The sequence below is a fragment of the Lacticaseibacillus zeae DSM 20178 = KCTC 3804 genome (assembly GCF_000260435.1).
GTDB lineage: Bacteria > Bacillota > Bacilli > Lactobacillales > Lactobacillaceae > Lacticaseibacillus > Lacticaseibacillus zeae.
This window is the reverse complement of sequence record NZ_BACQ01000031.1, coordinates 25,535-43,583: the sequence shown is the minus strand read 5'-3', so window position 1 is coordinate 43,583 and position 18,049 is coordinate 25,535. Positions and strand designations below refer to the sequence as shown.

Genomic DNA, 18,049 nt, shown 5'->3' with positions numbered 1-18,049 from the left:
TTCTTCTATCAGAGGGTAGTCAGTTCATTTGCTAAATAAACTCAGATATGATGTGCTTCCAAATTGTCAGCAAATAGCTCGTAAAAGGGGCGCTGCGACCCTCATTTTAGCTTACAAAATATCCAATTATTTACTCGGTACGGCTATAAACGGGTCTCCACACGTGTCACTGTATCAACTATTCAGCATAAATCCGGCAACACCTGCGTTCATTCGCCTAAAGCCCCATTGATTTTCTGTGCCTGAATCATCATGAAAGGCAAGAATGTTAATTCCGATAACCGTATTGTTGACATCAAGCAGTGGTCCACCGGACATTCCGTGATAGGAACTAACATCTTGTGAAACATATATCCCCATTGGATCTTTATACCACGGAGTAACAGTTCCTCTAGATTCAATCATTACGCCTTGCGTCACAAAACCAGCTTGTGGATCACCTGGAAAACCAATTGACACGGCCGATGTATCATTGGGTGGGTTCGTGTTCAAATTAAACGCTGCCGGCATACTACCTGAATTCATTGAGACAATTGCTGCTGCATAGTCGTTGGAGGTAGCGCTACTATTATTAATCCAAGATTGTGGTACCATCAATCTAGTTAAAGTTCCATAACCTACGCCTTGGTGGTTTGGCCGTGAATCGCCGAAGTTGATAATTGCACCGGAAATATAGTGGCCTTCTTCATACAGCATGTGAGCTGCTGTACCGATTCGGTTAACACCGATACTAAAACCAGTACCACCTGCGGTATTCATAGAATGCGAGCCGTCTGACTTGAGGAAATCACTAAGATAAGGTGAATTGATAATCATGACGCCATTTGCCAGTGATGTCCAAGCACTAATGACACCAACAGAACTGAATGGAGCGATATTAGGATTAGCTACAGGAAAAATAGTGCCCGTGATTTTTAAAACTTGATTTATAGCTGAAAGACGCGTAGGAAGTTTGTCAAGATATTCAGGTGTAATGCCTTGTACACTTTTCCCTGCTTTTAATTCACGATACTGGGAAGGTGTGTATGCCTTGACTTCTCCCTTGAAAGTGGGGTAAGAATATTTGTATTGACGTGTGATTTCACTCAAGAGCTGTTGAGGCGACATATTGTTTGACATCCTAGCATCGTTTTTGGGAAGGTTATGTACATTTGCTGAGTTGAGAACATTAACTGGACTGGCTTCGACATTTACCGTGGGGATATGGGTTAGTGACAGGACGAGCGCGCCTAATATAGCGATAGATAACCAAAGCTTTTTCATTATTTAAAACCCCTTTCTATGTTTTTATGAAACCGTATTCAAGGAGGATTGTCAATGAGTTTTTTTAGAAAAAAATTATATTTATATATAGTTTTTCCGATTATAGCTGTAGCTGTAGCGGTTACGCTGGCTAAAAACTTTTTTGAAGGGAATACAGAAGCAGCTCATCTTAATCAGAGTGGGAATTTAGTTAAGCGTGTCGTAGTAACCGGTGACAATACAATACAAATTTCGTTTGTGTCACCACGAAAGAGTTCATATGTCATTACCGACCTCAACGAGAAAAGGCTTGTTTCAGGGATGACGGACACTTCGAGAACGATAGTAAAAGATTTAACTCCAAGTTCATTCAAGGTAGTGTTGCGGACTGAACATAACGGGAGAAAAGTGAAAGAAATAGTCAAGATTCCTAAGGGGTACACGATTGCTAGAAGTGCTATTAGTAGAAAGCCTGTACCAATGGCAAGCGAATTTACATATCAAGGGAGAGTACATGGCTTATTTAGAATGAAAATCAACTTTCAAGGACAAAAAGTATCGAGCAATCAAGCGACATTTAAGGTTTCTGTCAGAAATCTTAATTATGAAACTCCAGTGGAACTAAAACCCCAATATTTCACAGCTTCGAATGGGGAAGGGAAAGTTGTTAAAATATCATTTCGTGGGAATGATAGTGTGCCGCTTGGGCAGGAAAAGGTATTTTGGATAAGTTTTAAGGAAATTAACAGTAATGAAATTAGCGGAGCAGTTATAACGTATAACACGCCAGATTTAGATAGGCCGATTCCCTTTATCAACGAGTAGTGTTATTTTATTCTTGTGACTGAGATCATAAGAGGACCCTTCATGCCATAACGAATTGATTGGATCACATTCATTAACATTTACTGATCGGTATTTGTAACGTTATGATTTGACTTTGGATAGGTGGAAAAGAGCTAACTTGTTTAGAAGGCTTTAGTGAATTTGCCAAAGCTTAGTGGTTTGCAACGTCTTCTTCCAGAATCCGCTTGCACAGTATGGTAGAATAGCTAAAGAAATCCTTAAGTATCTGCGCCAAGTGAAAGCGAGTTTTTCTATATGAAGAAATTGTTTGAACGGATTCGTATGCCGGAGTTTCTGGAAGACATGCGGATGCGGTATGCAGCAATTGCGATGGTGGTTCTTGCGGTTATCGGCATTTTGATCGGAGCCTTGATCCGCCCGTGGCTGGCTTTGTTGATGCTGTTGATTTTAATCAGTCTTGTGGCGACGATTTTTTATGCCCTTGAGACCATTGCCAAGAATACGAATCAGTATATTTCGGATCTGAGTTATCGGATTAAGCGCGGGGAACAAGAAGCGCTGATTAAAATGCCGATCGGGATCATGATTTATGATGAGGATCTGAATATTGAGTGGACGAATCCGTTTCTCCAGAAGTATTTTGGTGATACGGATGTGCTGGGGCAGCCGCTGGAAAAAGTGGATGCCGAGCTGGCCGAGCTGATTCGCAGTCACGAGGACACTAATGAAACCAAAATGGTGACCTGGGGCCAGCATCAGTTTGAGATTATCGTGCAAAAGAGCATCGGCGTTGTCTATCTGATGGATGTCACACGTTATGCTGAAATTGAAGAGCGCGCCGAAGATGAAAAGATTGCTATCGGGCAGATTTTCATTGATAACTATGACGAAATCACCCAGACGATGGATGACCAGGTTGTCACGAATTTGAATAGTTATGTCACCAACCAGTTGACAGATTGGGCCAACCAATTTGGCATGTTTTTGAAGCGGATCGACAACGATCGCTTTTTCTTACTGGCTTACGCTAAGTCGCTAAGGGATGTTGAACGGGATAAGTTCAAGATTTTGGATGCGATTCGGGAAGAAACCTCTAAACAGAATTATCCATTAACCCTGTCTGTCGGGATTGCTTACGGTGACGAAGATTTAGCTCAACTCGCGGTCACCTCGCAGAGTAACCTGGATCTGGCGCTGGGTCGTGGCGGCGATCAGGTTGTGGTTCGGGCTAAGGGTCATGAAGCCCGGTTCTATGGCGGTAAAACTAATCCCATGGAGAAGCGGACCCGAGTACGAGCACGCATGGTCGCACAGGCCTTGCAAGAGTTGTTTAAGCAAACCGATAAAGTCTTTGTCGTTGGCCATAAACGGCCGGATATGGATGCCGTCGGGGCAGCGATGGGGATTCGGCGGATTGCCCAGATGAATGGCAAGGAATGTTACATTGTCATCGACCCCGACCACTTGCATTCTGACGTGGAACGGCTGATGGGGCAAGTTGGTCAGGATCCGGAAGTGGCCAATGCCATTGTGACCCCGGAAGCGGCGCTGTCACAAGCAACGGATCAGAGTCTCTTGATTTTGGTTGACCACAGTAAGCCATCGATTTCAGCCGCACCTGAATTGTACAAGCGGTTGGCGGCACGAACCGTGATTATTGATCACCATCGCCGCGGGGAAGAGTTCCCGGACAATCCGATGCTGGTTTACATTGAACCGTATGCCAGCTCGACGTGTGAGCTGATTGCCGAAATGTTTGAATATCAGCCGACAAATGTTCCAAGCCTGGATAAGCTTGAAGCAACGGCGATGTTAGCAGGGATTACCGTGGATACGAAGTCATTCAGCCTGCGGACCGGCACGCGGACGTTTGACGCTGCCAGTTATCTGCGCTCCATGGGCGCTGACGGGATGTTGGCGCAGAACCTGCTGAAAGAAAATATCGACAGCTTCATCCAACGCAACCATTTGATTGACACAATTGAAATGATTGCCCCAAATATGGCACTATGTACTGGGGAAGAAGATAAGCGCTATGATCCGGTAATTGCTGCCCAAGCGGCTGACACTATGCTGTCGTTGAATGGCGTCGATGCTAGTTTTGTCATTACCAAACGGCCCAGCGGTGATATCGGCATTTCCGCCCGCTCAACCGGGGATGTGAATGTGCAGGTCATCATGGAGGCCATGGGCGGCGGCGGCCATTTAAGCAATGCGGCCACCCAGATCAAGGGCAAAACAATTGCCGAAGTTCGCACCGACTTACTTGCTCAGATCAAAAAAGCAGACGAAGACGCGTGACGCGTTTGTCAGAGCAGAAAGCAGGGATTTTTTATGAAAGTCATCTTTACACAAGACGTTCGTGGTAAGGGTAATCGCGGTCAGGTGAAGGAAGTACCTGATGGCTATGCCGAGAACTTTTTGATTCGCAAGGGTTTGGCTAAGGCAGCCACTCCGCAAGCCATGAGTGCTTTGCGTGGGCAACAGCGGCTTGAAAAGAAAAAAGAAGCTGAGAAGAAGGCTGAGGCTGAAGCGCTTAAAGCCAAGATTGAAGACGACAAGACAGTTGTGCAGATTCAAGCCAAGGCCGGTGAAGATTCCCGGTTGTTTGGGTCGATTCCTAGCAAGCAAATCGCCACGGCGTTGGATCGGCAATATCAGATTAAAGTTGATAAGCGTAAAATCGATTTGAAGCAGCCGATTCGTTCGTTAGGCTTTACCAACGTTCCGGTTAACCTGTTCCCCGGCATTGATGCGCGGATTCGGGTTCACGTGCTTGAGCAGAAGTAGCACAGAGCCTGCAGATCGATTTCAACTAAATAGTGGCAAGCAATATGACTCGTGCGTTAAGAGGGTGTGTCATAATTCATAGCCACAATACAGAAGCGAACTACTCGCAACAAGAGTATGTTCGCCTTTTGTTTCTATGGGGTAATTCGATTGAGTTATTTAAGTTATGAGTGCCAAGGCGGAGCAATCGTAGGCCAGATGGGGCTCAGCTGTGCCCTCCGCTCTAGCTTCGCGTCGCCAGCCCCGTCTGGCCGGAGATTGCGGAGTTTGGCACGGTCTGGACTTATTGCCTCAACCTTGTAGCGCGCGTTTTTGAATGCTTCGGAGGTTATGCCTGACAATGGCGGCTAAAAGCGCATAAGGGCGGGCTTTTCCAGCATAAAATCAGCAATGTTACGTTAAGCGGGAACGCTTGTTTTGGTCAGCGGTTTAACGTAGACTGTTAAGGATAAGTGCTATCACTTTGCAATATTTTAATAGCGAGGTGTTGCAAAGTGAAATGGCTGAATGGAAGGGGACGCGCATGGATAATCAGTTAATTGAACAGCAACCGCCGCATAGTGATGAAGCGGAACGTGCCGTCCTTGGCGGGATTTTTCTGAATGCCGACACATTGCCGGATGCCCAGGAATACGTGACGGCAGATGACTTCTATAAAAAGGCGCATCGGCTTTTGTTCCAGGCGATGACGGACTTACAGGACAACGGGACTGCCATTGATACGGTCACGGTAACGGACTATCTGGACAATCACAACCAGTTGGATGACATCGGTGGTGCCGGTTATATTACCGATTTGGTGGCATCGACGCCGATCGCCAGTAACGTGGTTTATTACGCCAAAATTGTGCAGCAAAAGAGCACCTTACGTAAGCTGATTAACACGGCGCAAAATATTGCCAGCCGTAGCTATACTGAACAAGATGATGTTGAAGGTCTGGTTGAAGATGCCGAACGCCAGATCATGGATGTTTCCGAGAATCGCAACCAAGCCGGATTTAAGCAAATTAAAGATGTTTTGAATCAAGCGATGGCGCAAATCGATCAGCTGTATCAAAATGATCAGACGATTACCGGTTTGCCGACCGGATTCCGCGACCTCGACAAGATCACAACCGGGCTGCACGAAGATGAAATGATTATTTTAGCTGCGCGCCCGGCTGTCGGGAAGACGGCGTTTGCGCTGAACATTGCGCAAAATGTCGGCACGAAGACCGATAAAAGTGTCGCGATTTTCAGTTTGGAAATGGGCGCGGAACAACTGGTTAACCGGATGTTGTGTTCGGAAGGCAGTATTGATGCCAATCATCTGCGCACCGGCCAGTTGAATGAAGAAGAATGGCAGAATCTGATTATTGCCATGGGCAGTTTGAGTAAAGCAAAAATATATATGGATGATACACCCGGAATTCGGATGGCCGAGATTCGGGCCAAGTGCCGGCGACTCGCCCGCGAACAAGGCGACCTGGGGCTTATCATCATTGATTATCTCCAGCTAATTGAAGGTTCTGGCCAGGAAAACCGGCAACAGGAAGTCAGCGCCGTGTCGCGGCAACTCAAGAAGCTGGCAAAAGAATTACACGTGCCAGTCATTGCTTTGTCCCAGTTGAGTCGTGGTGTGGAACAGCGGCAAGATAAGCGCCCGGTTTTGAGTGATATTCGTGAATCCGGCTCAATTGAACAGGATGCCGATATTGTTGCTTTCTTATATCGAGACGATTATTATCGCGATGCGGAAGGCGATGACGATGATGACCAAGGCGGCAGTGACGACGGGGATGATAATGTCGGCGAAGTCGAAGTCATCATTGAGAAGAACCGTTCCGGCCCCCGTGGCACCGTGAAGTTGTTATTCGTCAAATCATACAATAAATTCACAAATATTGCCTATAATGGACCGGATCAGTAAGTTTTTCGCAAAAGATAACGTACCGAAAATGAGTGACGCACATAACGCGTTCGCCAGCCCAGAAACCTGCGTGTAAGGACCTCAGTCGCAATGGCCAAGGTCGGGCCATCACACCTGAGGCCGCTTACACTCCGGTTTCTAACCGGGCTGGCTCACGCTCGACAATAACGCGTTCGCCGGCGCAGAAGCCTGCACATAAGGACCTTGAACCTGAATGGCTAAAGCCCAGCCATTCAGGTTCAAGGCCACTTATGCTCCGGCTTCTAACCGCGCCGGCTCACGCTCAAAATTAAGAAAGTGAGGGATGCCGCATGGATGCCATTTTAATGAGTTTGATGACAGCGCTCAATGAACACCTGCTGATCAATGTTTACCAGCGTGATACCGATGATTTTTACACTGGGTATGTGCAGGTTTTGGGTCATGATGCGGTTGTTCTGGGAACCTATAATGATTCGGGGATTGCTGATGGCTGCGCGTTGATTGCCTTTTCAGCGATTGACCAAGTGGAATTTGCCGGCGACGATCTGGATAACATGAATTTCCGGATCGGGTTGGCACAGTCGGAGCATTTTTTGACGCTTCAAGGAAAGGAAAAGCCGTTTCAATTTGATGCAACTGAGAGCCTTATTTGGCAATTAGCCAAGCAGGCGCAGGCTAGCGAGCAAATGATCATGGTCGTGGTGGCGGATGACGATGCCTATCTCGAAGGTCGGGTCACGGCGGTCGCTGAGGATCGCTTCAGTATGGCCATTTTCAATAAGTTCAACTACACTGATGTTCGGGCGCTGCAGGTTGATTTTTCGGATATTCTGGTGATGGAATTTCATGGCTTGGATCTCAAGCTGGAAACCGAGCTGGTGCGGCACCGCGATCAACTGCAACATGTGCCAACGAAGCTGTTTCAAAATGACGGGCAGCTTGAAGGCGTCTTTCAAAATGCGCTGGCGGGGAATCGGTTGATTTCGGTTGTGCCAAAAGGGCCGGAAGACCAGTTCTTTGTTGGCCGGGTTAAAGCAGTCAATGACCGGGTCGTGGTGCTGAGTCTGAAGGACATGGCCGGGCAGTTTGGTGGCTATATTCTCATGACGCTGCCGAGTATTCAAAATGTAGCGACTGCTTCGGATTACCTGCAGACGATCAGCTTTTATGAGCAGTGGGATCAAACGCATCATTTCAGTCAGCAACCGGTCCTAAATGCCGACCGGGAGTTTGATCCGAACGATAATCTGGTTAAGGCGATTATTTCCGAAGCCGCTGGTTTTGAACGGGTTGTCCGAATCAAGGTTGCGGATAGCGACGAGCATTTCCTCGGCTATCCGGAACATGTCGATGAAACCGATTTTGATTTGAAACTCGTGGGTCAAGACAGCGGAGAAACGGTGCGCATTCGCTATGGCCAGATTCGGGAGATTGCGTTTGGCCACATCTTCGCGTACTTGCAGGAAGCTCAGTTGAAGAATGCTGATCGCTAATGGTTGATTTTTGAAAAGTTACCGCTTGTGGTTGGTAAAATCTAAAAAAGCATGATTCTCACGATGATGAAAGTGAAAATCATGCTTTTTATTTTGGCACTGGAGGAGCCGGGATTACTTGCTGGTAACTGTAAAGACCTCATCCCCCGCCGCGACAGCCTGATCCGTGAAGGCTGTCAGGGAAGCAACGTGATCCATGTTGGTGATGATGGTCATCACGGTTGTTCCCTTGCCGGCTGCCTGAATTGCTGCTAAGTCCATGGTGGCAATTGGCTGGCCGGCCTTGACGGTATCCTGGTCGTTGACATCAATTGAGAATGGCGCGCCGTTAAGTTCAACGGTGTCTAAGCCCATGTGTACCAGAATTTCCAGCCCGGTGGCCGTGGTCATTGTCCAGGCATGTTTGGACGGCATGACACTGACGATCGTGCCATCCACCGGGGCGACAATTGTCCCACTGGTCGGCTCGACTGCAAAACCGTCGCCCACCATTTTTTGGGAGAAAACGTCATCGGCAACTTCGGATAGATCCTTCAGCTGCCCTGTAGCTGGGGCGACAAAGTTGATCGCTCCGGTTTGAACGGTTGCTGTTTCGGCTTCCTGGTCAGCAGTTGGTTGTTCTGGGCTAGGAGCCTCTTCTTGCGAGGCCGTTTCGTCAATGACCGTGCCATCAGATGCCGTTGCGACCATGGCACTTTTTGGAACGCCAAAGAAGTAGGTGGCCACAAATCCGCCAGCGTAAGAAGCGAGTAAACCAAAGACATACGCCATCCATTGGTGGTTGGCAATCAGCGGGATGAGCGCCGCACCGGAAGGACCGATGGTGATGGCGCCGACGTGGCCAAAAGCACCGACAACTGCGCCGCCAATGCCACCACCGATACAAGCGGTGATGAACGGCCGGCCAAGTGGTAAGCTCACGCCATAAATCAGCGGCTCGCCGACACCAAGAATGCCGACCGGGAGTGCGCCTTTGATGAGGCGGGTTAGTTGCTTGTTCTTGCGGCACTTGATCCACAAGGCCAAAGCGGCACCGACCTGGCCACCGCCAGCCATCGCAAGGATCGGCAGCAACGCCGTGAAGCCGGTATTTTTGATCATTTCCAGATGAATGGGTGTGAGAATCTGATGCAATCCCAACATAACCATTGGCAGGAATGCCAGTCCTAAAACAAAGCCAGAGAAGGCACCGCCGACTTGGAGAATCCAGTTGATGGAGCCGACGAGTGAATTAGACACCCACCCGGCAAGTGGCATGATGAAGAAGATCGTTAGTACACCGATGGATAGTAAGCTCAACATTGGTGTGAAAATAATGTCGATAGAGTCGGGAATCACGCGGTGCAGTTGGTTTTCAACGAGCGCAAGCAGCCAAACAGCGAAGATGACGCCGATGATCCCGCCTTGTCCGGCCAATAACGGTTGATGGGTGAAAATATTGGTAATCGTCACTGGCGCCACCACACCTGGCAGGTAAATCAGTCCGCCGATAATCCCACCAAGACCAGGAGTTGCGCGAAATTCGGTCGCCGCATTGATGCCGACATAGATGTTCAGGAAGGTGAACAGACCGCCGTTGATAACTTTTAGAACGGTAATGAATTGGGTCCAGTCTTTTGGCAGCTGGCCGGCAGCTAGCATGTTTGCTAAAATGCCGGCAATCCCGGAAATTAAGCCAGCGCCGACAAACGCCGGGATTAATGGGATGAAAATGGCCGAAATGTGTTTCAAAGCGGTACGCCACCAGGTTTGTTTCAATGACGCTTTGTGGGCAGCGTGAACCTCGGCTGCCTTGGCCTCGACAGCGGATTTGTTGTCTAGATGAGCATTTCCGGTAGCAGTGCTGTCCGGGAACGGATCACCTAAGCCGACACCGACTTTATTGACCATCGCTTGGGCGACTTTGTTGACGGTTCCGGGACCAACGATGACTTGCAGTGTTTCTTCTTCAACGACGCCGAGCACACCGGGGACCTTTTTCAGGCCAGGCACGTTGACTTTGGCGTTGTCTTTGATGGTCATCCGCACACGGGTCATACAGTGGATCAGTTTCGCGACGTTTTGTGGGCCGCCGACTTGTGCGTAGATGCCGTCCCCCATGATTTGATATTTATCTTGCCCCATTTTATACTTCCTCCTCCTGACTTAGTGCAACGGCTTTGCTGATGAAGCCGTTTGCACGATTGAGTAACGTTTGCGCGATGGTGCTAGGTTGGTCGGTCAAAATCATAACAATTGCTAATTTAACGTGCCGATTGGCTGCCTCAAAGGCCTTCGCTGCAGTTGCTGCATCACAACCGGTCGCTTGTTGAATGATGCGCTGGCTGCGGACAACCAACTTTTCGTTCGTTGGCTGGACATCGACCATGAGATTCTTGTAAACTTTGCCAATCCCGACCATGGCACCGGTTGAGAGCATGTTTAAAACGAGTTTTTGCGCCGTGCCGGCCTTGAGTCGGGTCGAACCGGTGAGTACTTCCGGACCGGCGGGGACTTCAATGGCGATTTCGGCATGCCGACTGATCTCGGCGCCGGCATTGCAAGCCAGACTAATCGTTGCGGCGCCGACAGATTGGGCGTAGTCGAGTCCGCCGATCACGTACGGCGTCCGCCCGCTTGCCGCGATGCCGACAACGACATCGTTGGCGGTCAACTTGCGGTCTTCCAGATCCGTTTTGCCAAGCGCCGGTGAGTCTTCGGCTCCTTCAACAGCAACGGTCATGGCTTTCATCCCGCCGGCAATCAGCCCTTGCACCATTTCCGGCGATACGCCAAAGGTTGGTACACATTCGGCAGCATCCAAAACGCCTAGTCGGCCACTGGTACCGGCGCCGATGTAAAATAAGCGGCCATTTTGTTTGAAGGCGGTGGTGATCGTTTGAATCGCCGCCTCAATAGCTGGCAACGCCTGATGAACGCTTGGGGCAACGGTTTGGTCTTCGGCGTTCATGACAGTTGCGAATTCATGGACGCTCATGGTGTCCAGGTGCATGGTGCGTTGATTACGGGTTTCGGTGGTCATCTGGTCTAAATTGATTGATAAAGTCATCGTTTTTCCTCTTTCATTTTTCGTTTTGGCCATTACTGCTTGAAGCGGAGCGCTTGGTGCGGACCGATATGATCAAGCAAAGGCAACGCTGCCGGTGCGACGTGACCGATCACATTGACTTTCGGATCGGCGGGTAAGTCACAGCGGGTTATTTGGAGTTCGCCAGCGTATCTGCCATAGCGGGTGTTATCAAGGGTAATGCTGCCGCGGGGGCGTTCACCGGTGTGATGCGGCTCCGGGGCGGCGAAAATATGCTCGAGACGGGCTTCTGCCAGCCGCACGACTTGCTGGGCGACATCCGGGCGATTATGCCAGGTTAAATGATATAAGCGCTCATCAGCAGTTTCGGTTTGAATCAAAAGCACCTGGTCGCTTGTGTAAGCCTGAAAAGCGGCGATGCTGCGCGGGCTGAGTTGCGGGTCGCCGATGTAAACATGGTCGGTTGCCAATCGCTTGAGGTCCAGATAAGCGGCCAGCGGTAGTAAGCCGCGATGAGACTCAAGTGTCGGTAAGCCAGCAAAAAGGGGACCCCGTTGCTGTGCGTCGCCTGGAATAAAGGCCATGGTTTTAAAACCGAGTGTGTGCAGCCAATGATTCTTTTGTTGGAACCAACATGGATCCAAGCCGGTTTCCGGTCGCGGATAGAAATTGTGCCACGCCTCGATGTGCCTGAGGTTGGCTTTGGCATTGGCCAACTGATCAATGGTTTTGGCCGAAAGGGTGCTGGCATTGAGTGCAACCCCCATCGTGTGCGACAGCGCTGCGACCGTGGTCATGTCAATGCCGTCGTCAATGCGCACGCCGTCTAGTTGTAAGGCTTCAATGCCGGAGCAGTCCCGCGGCGCAATCCCCAGTCGCTTCAAACTAGCCAGGGAAATGTCGGCCACAACTGCCAAACCTAATTGGTGGCAGCTCGTTATCAAGTGGTTTAAACGTTGTCGTAAAGTTTTTGGATCATCTTCCGGTAACTGCAAAGATGTGAATACCCCGGTGAAGCCTGCTTGCTGCATCTGTTTAAGATAAGCTGTTTGTTGTTCATCAGCCGGTTCACTGAGATAGCATGAGAACCCGATCATCCTTATTCCTCCATAAGTTGTGTCATCACCTGATACTGGTGATGAAGTGACAACCAACAACGAAAGGTGAAAGCCCTTTCGGAATTAAAGATAACCGATTTATCTGAGAATTTCAACACATTTCTATTTTTTTTGAAATAAAATTTCAAAGATGACTAAAAAATAACGCATCGACGGCCGATGCGTTCAGGGTGAAACTCGTTTGTTGTTATTTGAAACCGTGACGCATGAATTCTTTGTATGTTGTTACCAGCGCCTTTGAGTCATCGGTTTGTTTTTTTGAAGTGTCGTAATAGCGGCTGACGTAGGCGTAATATAAAATATCAATTAACATAAACTGTGCGTGTAACGACTGCGTTGCCGCAAATCGATTAGGTGCCTCCATCGGCTGGGACGTTTGAATCACGATATCGGCATAATGCGCGAGTGAGTTGTTGCCGAGTTTGGTCGTGGCAATCACCGGCAGACCGGCCTTTTTAGCCAGTTTAGCGCCCAAGACTGCTTCCGGTGATTCACCGGAGTTGGAAATAAACCAGGTGAGGGTACGCTTGGGATCGGCAGTGGCGGCGACCGGTAGAAAAAGATTCAGATCATCGCTGAAATGGCAGGCGTAACCGAGGCGCCCCCATTTTTGCGCAATATTTTGCGCGGAAAGATACGAGGCGCCAACGCCGAATAGCAACATCTGCCGACTATGGTGAATCAGATCGGTGATCGTTTGCACCGTGGCTTCGTCAACTTGATCAACCGTTTCGCTTAAAGAGCGCTCGGCATTGGTGCGCAATTTGGTTTTAATGGTGGTCAGGCTTTCATCCTTTTGAATTTCCTGATAATCCAGCTCATTAGCCTCACCATTCAAATCAGCGGCCAGCTGCATTTTTAATTCATTATAGCCGGCAAACTGCAGTCGCTGGGCGGCCCGACTGACTGTGGCAGGACTGGCACCGGCAGCTTTGGCAAGTTCATAAACACTCATCGTCAGGACATCCTGCGCGTGGGTTAACACGTAGTCCACGATTTTCTTTTCGGCTTCTGAAAGTTCACCGCGCGTACTTTGGTAATTACCTTCAACACTCATAATTGCTCCTCCTTCTAAGCACGGCGCGACACAGTCTAAAAGGAAAATATTGATCCATACTGATTGATAGACAGTACTAGACTCGGTCCGTGCACGACGAAAAAACGTACAGGTTCGTACAGATTTTGCTATCCTCAAGTCATCATGCCATGAATGACCAAGATTGCCAATGTTTTGATCAGAAATCCAGGATGCCAGATTTTTGCCGGGTGTCAAGTCTGACAAAATTTTATTTTCGGATTCAGCTGAATAAATGCTGCCATTTGATATAATTGTTCGTATTTTTAAAGATAAGAAAGGAAATAAAAGGATAAAGTTCGTATTTTACTTGTCTTCCCTCACCGATCCTGTTAGACTACGAAATGGCGGGCGAATCCCGCACTAATCCGTGAGGAGCGATCGATAAATGGGAACTGTAGTTATTGTCGGCACACAGTGGGGCGACGAAGGTAAGGGGAAGATTACCGATTTCCTGAGCCAAGGCGCCAAGGTGGTAAGCCGTTACCAAGGTGGCGACAACGCTGGCCACACGATTCATGCTAACGGCCAGGTTTACAAACTGCGCTTGATTCCGTCTGGGGTTCTTTATCCGCATCAACTATCTGTGATCGGTAACGGTGTTGTCGTCAACCCTAAGAGTCTGGTCGGCGAACTGGCCCGTCTTGCTGGGCAAGGGGTGACAGGGGAGAACTTACGGATTTCGGATCGCGCCCATGTTATTTTGCCTTACCATATCAAACTTGATAAATTACAAGAGGCTGCCAAGGGTGCCGACAAAATTGGCACCACCAATCGCGGCATCGGACCGGCCTATATGGATAAAGCAGCCCGTGTCGGGATTCGGATGGCGGATCTGCTTGATAAAGAGATTTTTGAAGAACGATTGAAGGCTAACCTGAAGGCCAAAAACGAAGAATTCGTCAAAGTTTATGACAGCACACCAATGGCATTTGATGATATTTTTGAAGAATATTACAACTACGGCCAGCAACTAAAACAATATGTTTGCGACACGTCAATTGTCTTGAACGATGCGATTGATAAAGGCGAACATGTTCTTTTTGAAGGTGCACAGGGCATCATGCTGGATATTGACCAAGGGACGTATCCGTTTGTGACGTCATCGAACCCTGCTGGCGGCGTGACGGTGGGGGCCGGTGTCGGTGCCTCCAAGATCGATCGGGTGGTCGGCGTTGCCAAGGCGTACACATCACGGGTCGGCGATGGGCCGTTCCCAACTGAATTACTTGATGACACTGGCGACTTTATTCGCAATGCCGGTCATGAGTTCGGTACGGTTACCGGGCGGCCGCGGCGGATTGGCTGGTTTGACGCTGTTGTGGTGCGCCACTCACGCCGGGTTGCGGGCATTACTGATTTGTGCCTGAATTCGATTGATGTGCTGACGGGTTTGGACACGGTCAAAATTTGTGTGGCTTACGAACGCGATGGTGAACGGATCGAGAACTATCCGGCATCGCTGAAGTTCCTTAGCGAATGCAAGCCGGTTTATGAAGAGTTGCCTGGCTGGAAGGAAGACATCACCCACGCCAAAACGCTGGCTGATCTGCCGGAAAATGCGCGGCATTACGTTGAGCGGATTACCGAATTGCTTGGCGTTGATCTGTTGACCTTCTCCGTTGGTCCGGATCGTGATCAGACAAATGTGATTGCGAATGTTTGGGATAAGGTTGAGTAAGCGAAGTATTTCGGAATGTTGGTAGGCTCAGAGTTGCTTGCCGTGCCAAACTCCGCAATCTCCGGCCAGGTCGGGGCTGGCGACCGCGAAGCTAGAGGGGTGGGCACGACTTAGAGCCTCTGCAAAAGCGGCAGAGTCTCTAAGCTCGGCCTTGTTGTAGGCGGGGCAAAAGGCGCCCCACCAACAACAATGTCACCCCTGAGCCCCATCTGGCCTCCGATTGCTCCGCCTTGGCACTAAATCTTGAAATGCTAATAAAATTAGCTATGACAAAATAAAGGACGAATGAACGTCATCTGCATGTGCGATGAAAGTTCATTCGTCCTTTTTATAATCTTCCGTGTGGTCCTTCAAATCACCTGAAGATTCTGATTGACATCAATGCCAGAAGCCGGTATATTCAAAGTAACATATGAACAAATGCTCATATGAACATAAAATATAAAGGTGGTTATGATTCGATATGACGAAAGCGATTGGCTTGTATTTATTTGGTGTTATTGCTTTTATCGGCGGTTTATGGATCAGTCAGCCGCTGCCGCGGGCGACACTGCTTATTTTGGCGGCTGTGGTTGCCGGTTATCACGTCATTGCGGAAGGCGTGGTTGAAACGATTCAGGCGTCAAAAGTGCAGCACCACTTTTCGCCGAACATCCATATTCTCATGGCTTTGGCTGCGATCGGGGCGATTGCGATTGGCAGTTTTGAGGAAGCGGCAATGTTGATTCTGATTTTTGCCGGTGCCCATTTTCTTGAGGAATATGTGGAGAATAAAAGTCGCAAAGAGATTACCGCACTTTTGGCAATGGCACCACTTGAGGCCCGACGCTATGGACATGATGGCGAGTTTGAAGTTGTGCCAGTTGCTGAACTTGAAATTGGCGATCGCCTGCAGATCCTTAACGGGGCGCAGGTGCCGACAGACGGCGTGATTGTTGCCGGAACGGCGAGTCTCGATGAATCGGCGATCAGCGGCGAAAGTATTCCGCGCGAGAAACAGGTCGGCGATGAGGTGTTTGGTGGGACGATTAACGGCCAATCAACGTTTGACATGCGCGTGACGAAGAAAAGCGACGAAACGGTCTTCGCCAAAATTATCCAGATGGTTCAGGCGGCGCAACAATCGCCGACCAAAATGGCGAGTGTTATTCAGCGGTTCGAACCGATTTACGTCAAAGCAGTCTTGGTGGCGCTGCCGATTGTTTTCTTAGTAGGGCCGTTCTTGCTGCATTGGTCGTGGATGACTAGTGTTTATCGAACCATCGTTTTCTTGGTGGCGGTGTCGCCATGTGCTTTGGCAGCCAGTGCCGTCCCGGCAACGCTATCAGGTATTTCAAACTTGGCTCGTCATGGGGTGCTTTTCAAAGGTGGCAGTTATCTGGCGAATTTAACCCAGCTTAAAGCAATTGCGTTTGATAAAACCGGGACATTGACAGAAGGCCGGCCAGTGGTGACTAACAGTGAATTTGCGTCGCATGTGGATCAGACAGCGTTGACGGCGATTATCATCGCGATGGAGAAACAAAGCAACCACCCGCTGGCGACGGCGATTGTAGCGCATTTTCCGGCAAGTAGTTTGGTGCTTGAATCCGTGCACAATGAAGTCGGCAAAGGGCTGACTGCCGAGTATCAAGGGCACACTTACACGATCGGCAAGCCGCAGCGGTTCACGCATGTCGATCCGATTTTTCGGCAGCGTGCCAAGGTGCTAGGACAGCAAGGAAAAACCGTGGTATTGGTGGCCATTGATCAGCAAGTCGTTGGCTTGATTGCCTTAATGGACCAAGCTAAAAGCAGCGCTAAAGCCGCGATTGCTTACTTGAAGCACCATGACATTCAGCCGGTGATGATCACCGGAGATGGCAAGCAAACCGGCGAAGCAGTGGCAGCTGATTTGGGCATCGAACAAGTTGTGACCGATGTGATGCCGGAGCAAAAAGTTTCCATCGTCAAACAGTTGCAGGAAAAAATGCGACCGGTCGCGATGGTCGGCGATGGCGTGAATGATGCCCCGGCGTTGGCTAATGCCGAAGTGGGCATCGCCATGGGGTCCGGTACAGACGTGGCCATTGACGTGGCCGATGTGGTGCTGGTTAAGAATGATCTGTCCCGCTTGGCTTTTGCCCACCGCTTATCCGCTAAAATGAACCGGATTGTGATTGAAAATCTGCTATTCTCAATGGCCGTCGTGGTGATGTTGGTCATTTTGAACGTGTTGCAACTCACTAACATTGCCTGGGGCGTTGTTTTCCATGAAGGCAGTACCTTGGTTGTGATTTTAAACGGGTTGCGCTTATTGTTACCGCAGAAACCTTAAGGCAAAAACCGCCTTCGATGCAAAAGTCTGCTAAAATGGCCTTATGTATCGTAAGGAGCCATGAAGATGACAACCAATGATGTTCATACAACTGCCGCCAGCGACAGTGATATTCCCGACGATGAGGGCTTACGTGATATCCTCGAAGTCTTTAAAACCATGAGCGACCCTACCCGGATGCGGATTATTTTGGCCATTGCCAAAGGACCCATCACCGTCAACGAGCTTGCGGCCATGTTAGACCTTGGCCAATCCACCGTGTCGCACCAGTTGCGAATTTTGAAACAGACGCGCCTCGTTGTGGGCGATCGCTCGGGCAAGCAGATTTATTACCACTTGGTCGATGATCATGTTTTGGAGATTTATGAGTTAACTAAGGCGCATATAGAAGAGAAGCAGCATGGGCAATAGGATTGTCATGCGGGAAAATCGTCGTATATTATTGCTGAAAAGGAATGACCAAGCAGACTTGATTGTGACGAGCTTGCTTGGGCTTTTTTATACTCGGAACTCGTTGAGAGAAATTAAAAGTTCTTTACACTTTATTTATTTAATGATAATGTCATTAAATTAACGTGAGCGTCTACTGCAAGTGTGCAGGCCAAAA

The 18,049-nt window shown here is 49.1% G+C and carries 13 protein-coding genes; 8 read left to right on the top strand and 5 right to left on the bottom strand.

The window, feature by feature from the left end:
* Positions 1–174 precede the first annotated feature (174 nt).
* Positions 175–1,263 (bottom strand): trypsin-like serine peptidase, encoded by a 1,089-nt coding sequence (locus GSO_RS05880; protein WP_010490042.1) that lies wholly within the window; start codon positions 1,261–1,263, stop codon positions 175–177.
* 54 nt (positions 1,264–1,317) lie between these two features.
* On the opposite strand from GSO_RS05880, the gene GSO_RS05875 reads away from it, so the two are divergent.
* The 5 genes from GSO_RS05875 to GSO_RS05850 all read left to right on the top strand — a co-directional run bounded on the left by GSO_RS05875 (position 1,318) and on the right by GSO_RS05850 (position 8,223).
* The gene (locus GSO_RS05875; protein WP_010490040.1) at positions 1,318–2,067 is read left to right on the top strand and encodes a hypothetical protein; all 750 of its coding nucleotides are present in this window, start codon (positions 1,318–1,320) and stop codon (positions 2,065–2,067) included.
* Between the two features lie 276 nt (positions 2,068–2,343).
* Positions 2,344–4,350 (top strand): DHH family phosphoesterase, encoded by a 2,007-nt coding sequence (locus GSO_RS05870; protein WP_010490037.1) that lies wholly within the window; start codon positions 2,344–2,346, stop codon positions 4,348–4,350.
* Positions 4,351–4,383: 33 nt separating this feature from the next.
* The gene (rplI, locus tag GSO_RS05865) at positions 4,384–4,839 is read left to right on the top strand and encodes a 50S ribosomal protein L9 (protein WP_010490035.1); all 456 of its coding nucleotides are present in this window, start codon (positions 4,384–4,386) and stop codon (positions 4,837–4,839) included.
* Between the two features lie 523 nt (positions 4,840–5,362).
* Positions 5,363–6,748, top strand: coding sequence for a replicative DNA helicase (gene dnaB, locus GSO_RS05860; protein ID WP_010490034.1), 1,386 nt, complete (start codon positions 5,363–5,365; stop codon positions 6,746–6,748).
* Positions 6,749–7,059: 311 nt separating this feature from the next.
* Positions 7,060–8,223, top strand: coding sequence for a hypothetical protein (locus GSO_RS05850; protein ID WP_010490031.1), 1,164 nt, complete (start codon positions 7,060–7,062; stop codon positions 8,221–8,223).
* A gap of 114 nt (positions 8,224–8,337) precedes the next feature.
* Here GSO_RS05850 and GSO_RS15630 read toward each other — a convergent pair whose 3' ends face one another.
* The 4 genes from GSO_RS15630 to GSO_RS05830 all read right to left on the bottom strand — a co-directional run bounded on the left by GSO_RS15630 (position 8,338) and on the right by GSO_RS05830 (position 13,426).
* Positions 8,338–10,347, bottom strand: coding sequence for a glucose PTS transporter subunit IIA (locus GSO_RS15630; protein ID WP_010490029.1), 2,010 nt, complete (start codon positions 10,345–10,347; stop codon positions 8,338–8,340).
* Position 10,348: 1 nt separating this feature from the next.
* Entirely contained in the window at positions 10,349–11,272 is a 924-nt protein-coding gene (murQ, locus tag GSO_RS05840) for an N-acetylmuramic acid 6-phosphate etherase (RefSeq protein WP_010490028.1), read from the bottom strand.
* 32 nt (positions 11,273–11,304) lie between these two features.
* Entirely contained in the window at positions 11,305–12,348 is a 1,044-nt protein-coding gene (locus tag GSO_RS05835; RefSeq protein ID WP_010490025.1) for a DUF871 domain-containing protein, read from the bottom strand.
* Between the two features lie 208 nt (positions 12,349–12,556).
* Positions 12,557–13,426, bottom strand: coding sequence for a MurR/RpiR family transcriptional regulator (locus tag GSO_RS05830; protein WP_010490024.1), 870 nt, complete (start codon positions 13,424–13,426; stop codon positions 12,557–12,559).
* A 406-nt stretch (positions 13,427–13,832) separates the two neighbouring features.
* Here GSO_RS05830 and GSO_RS05825 point away from each other — a divergent pair, with 406 nt between their 5' ends.
* The 3 genes from GSO_RS05825 to GSO_RS05815 all read left to right on the top strand — a co-directional run bounded on the left by GSO_RS05825 (position 13,833) and on the right by GSO_RS05815 (position 17,853).
* Positions 13,833–15,125 carry an adenylosuccinate synthase gene (locus GSO_RS05825; protein WP_010490022.1) on the top strand — a complete coding sequence of 431 codons (1,293 nt, stop codon included), beginning with the start codon at positions 13,833–13,835 and terminating at the stop codon, positions 15,123–15,125.
* 463 nt (positions 15,126–15,588) lie between these two features.
* Complete coding sequence (locus GSO_RS05820; protein WP_010490019.1) at positions 15,589–17,442, top strand: heavy metal translocating P-type ATPase; 1,854 nt, start codon at positions 15,589–15,591, stop codon at positions 17,440–17,442.
* A 66-nt stretch (positions 17,443–17,508) separates the two neighbouring features.
* A complete protein-coding gene (locus tag GSO_RS05815) occupies positions 17,509–17,853 on the top strand; it encodes an ArsR/SmtB family transcription factor (RefSeq protein WP_010490017.1) in 345 nt (114 codons plus the stop codon).
* The last annotated feature ends 196 nt before the right edge of the window (positions 17,854–18,049 follow it).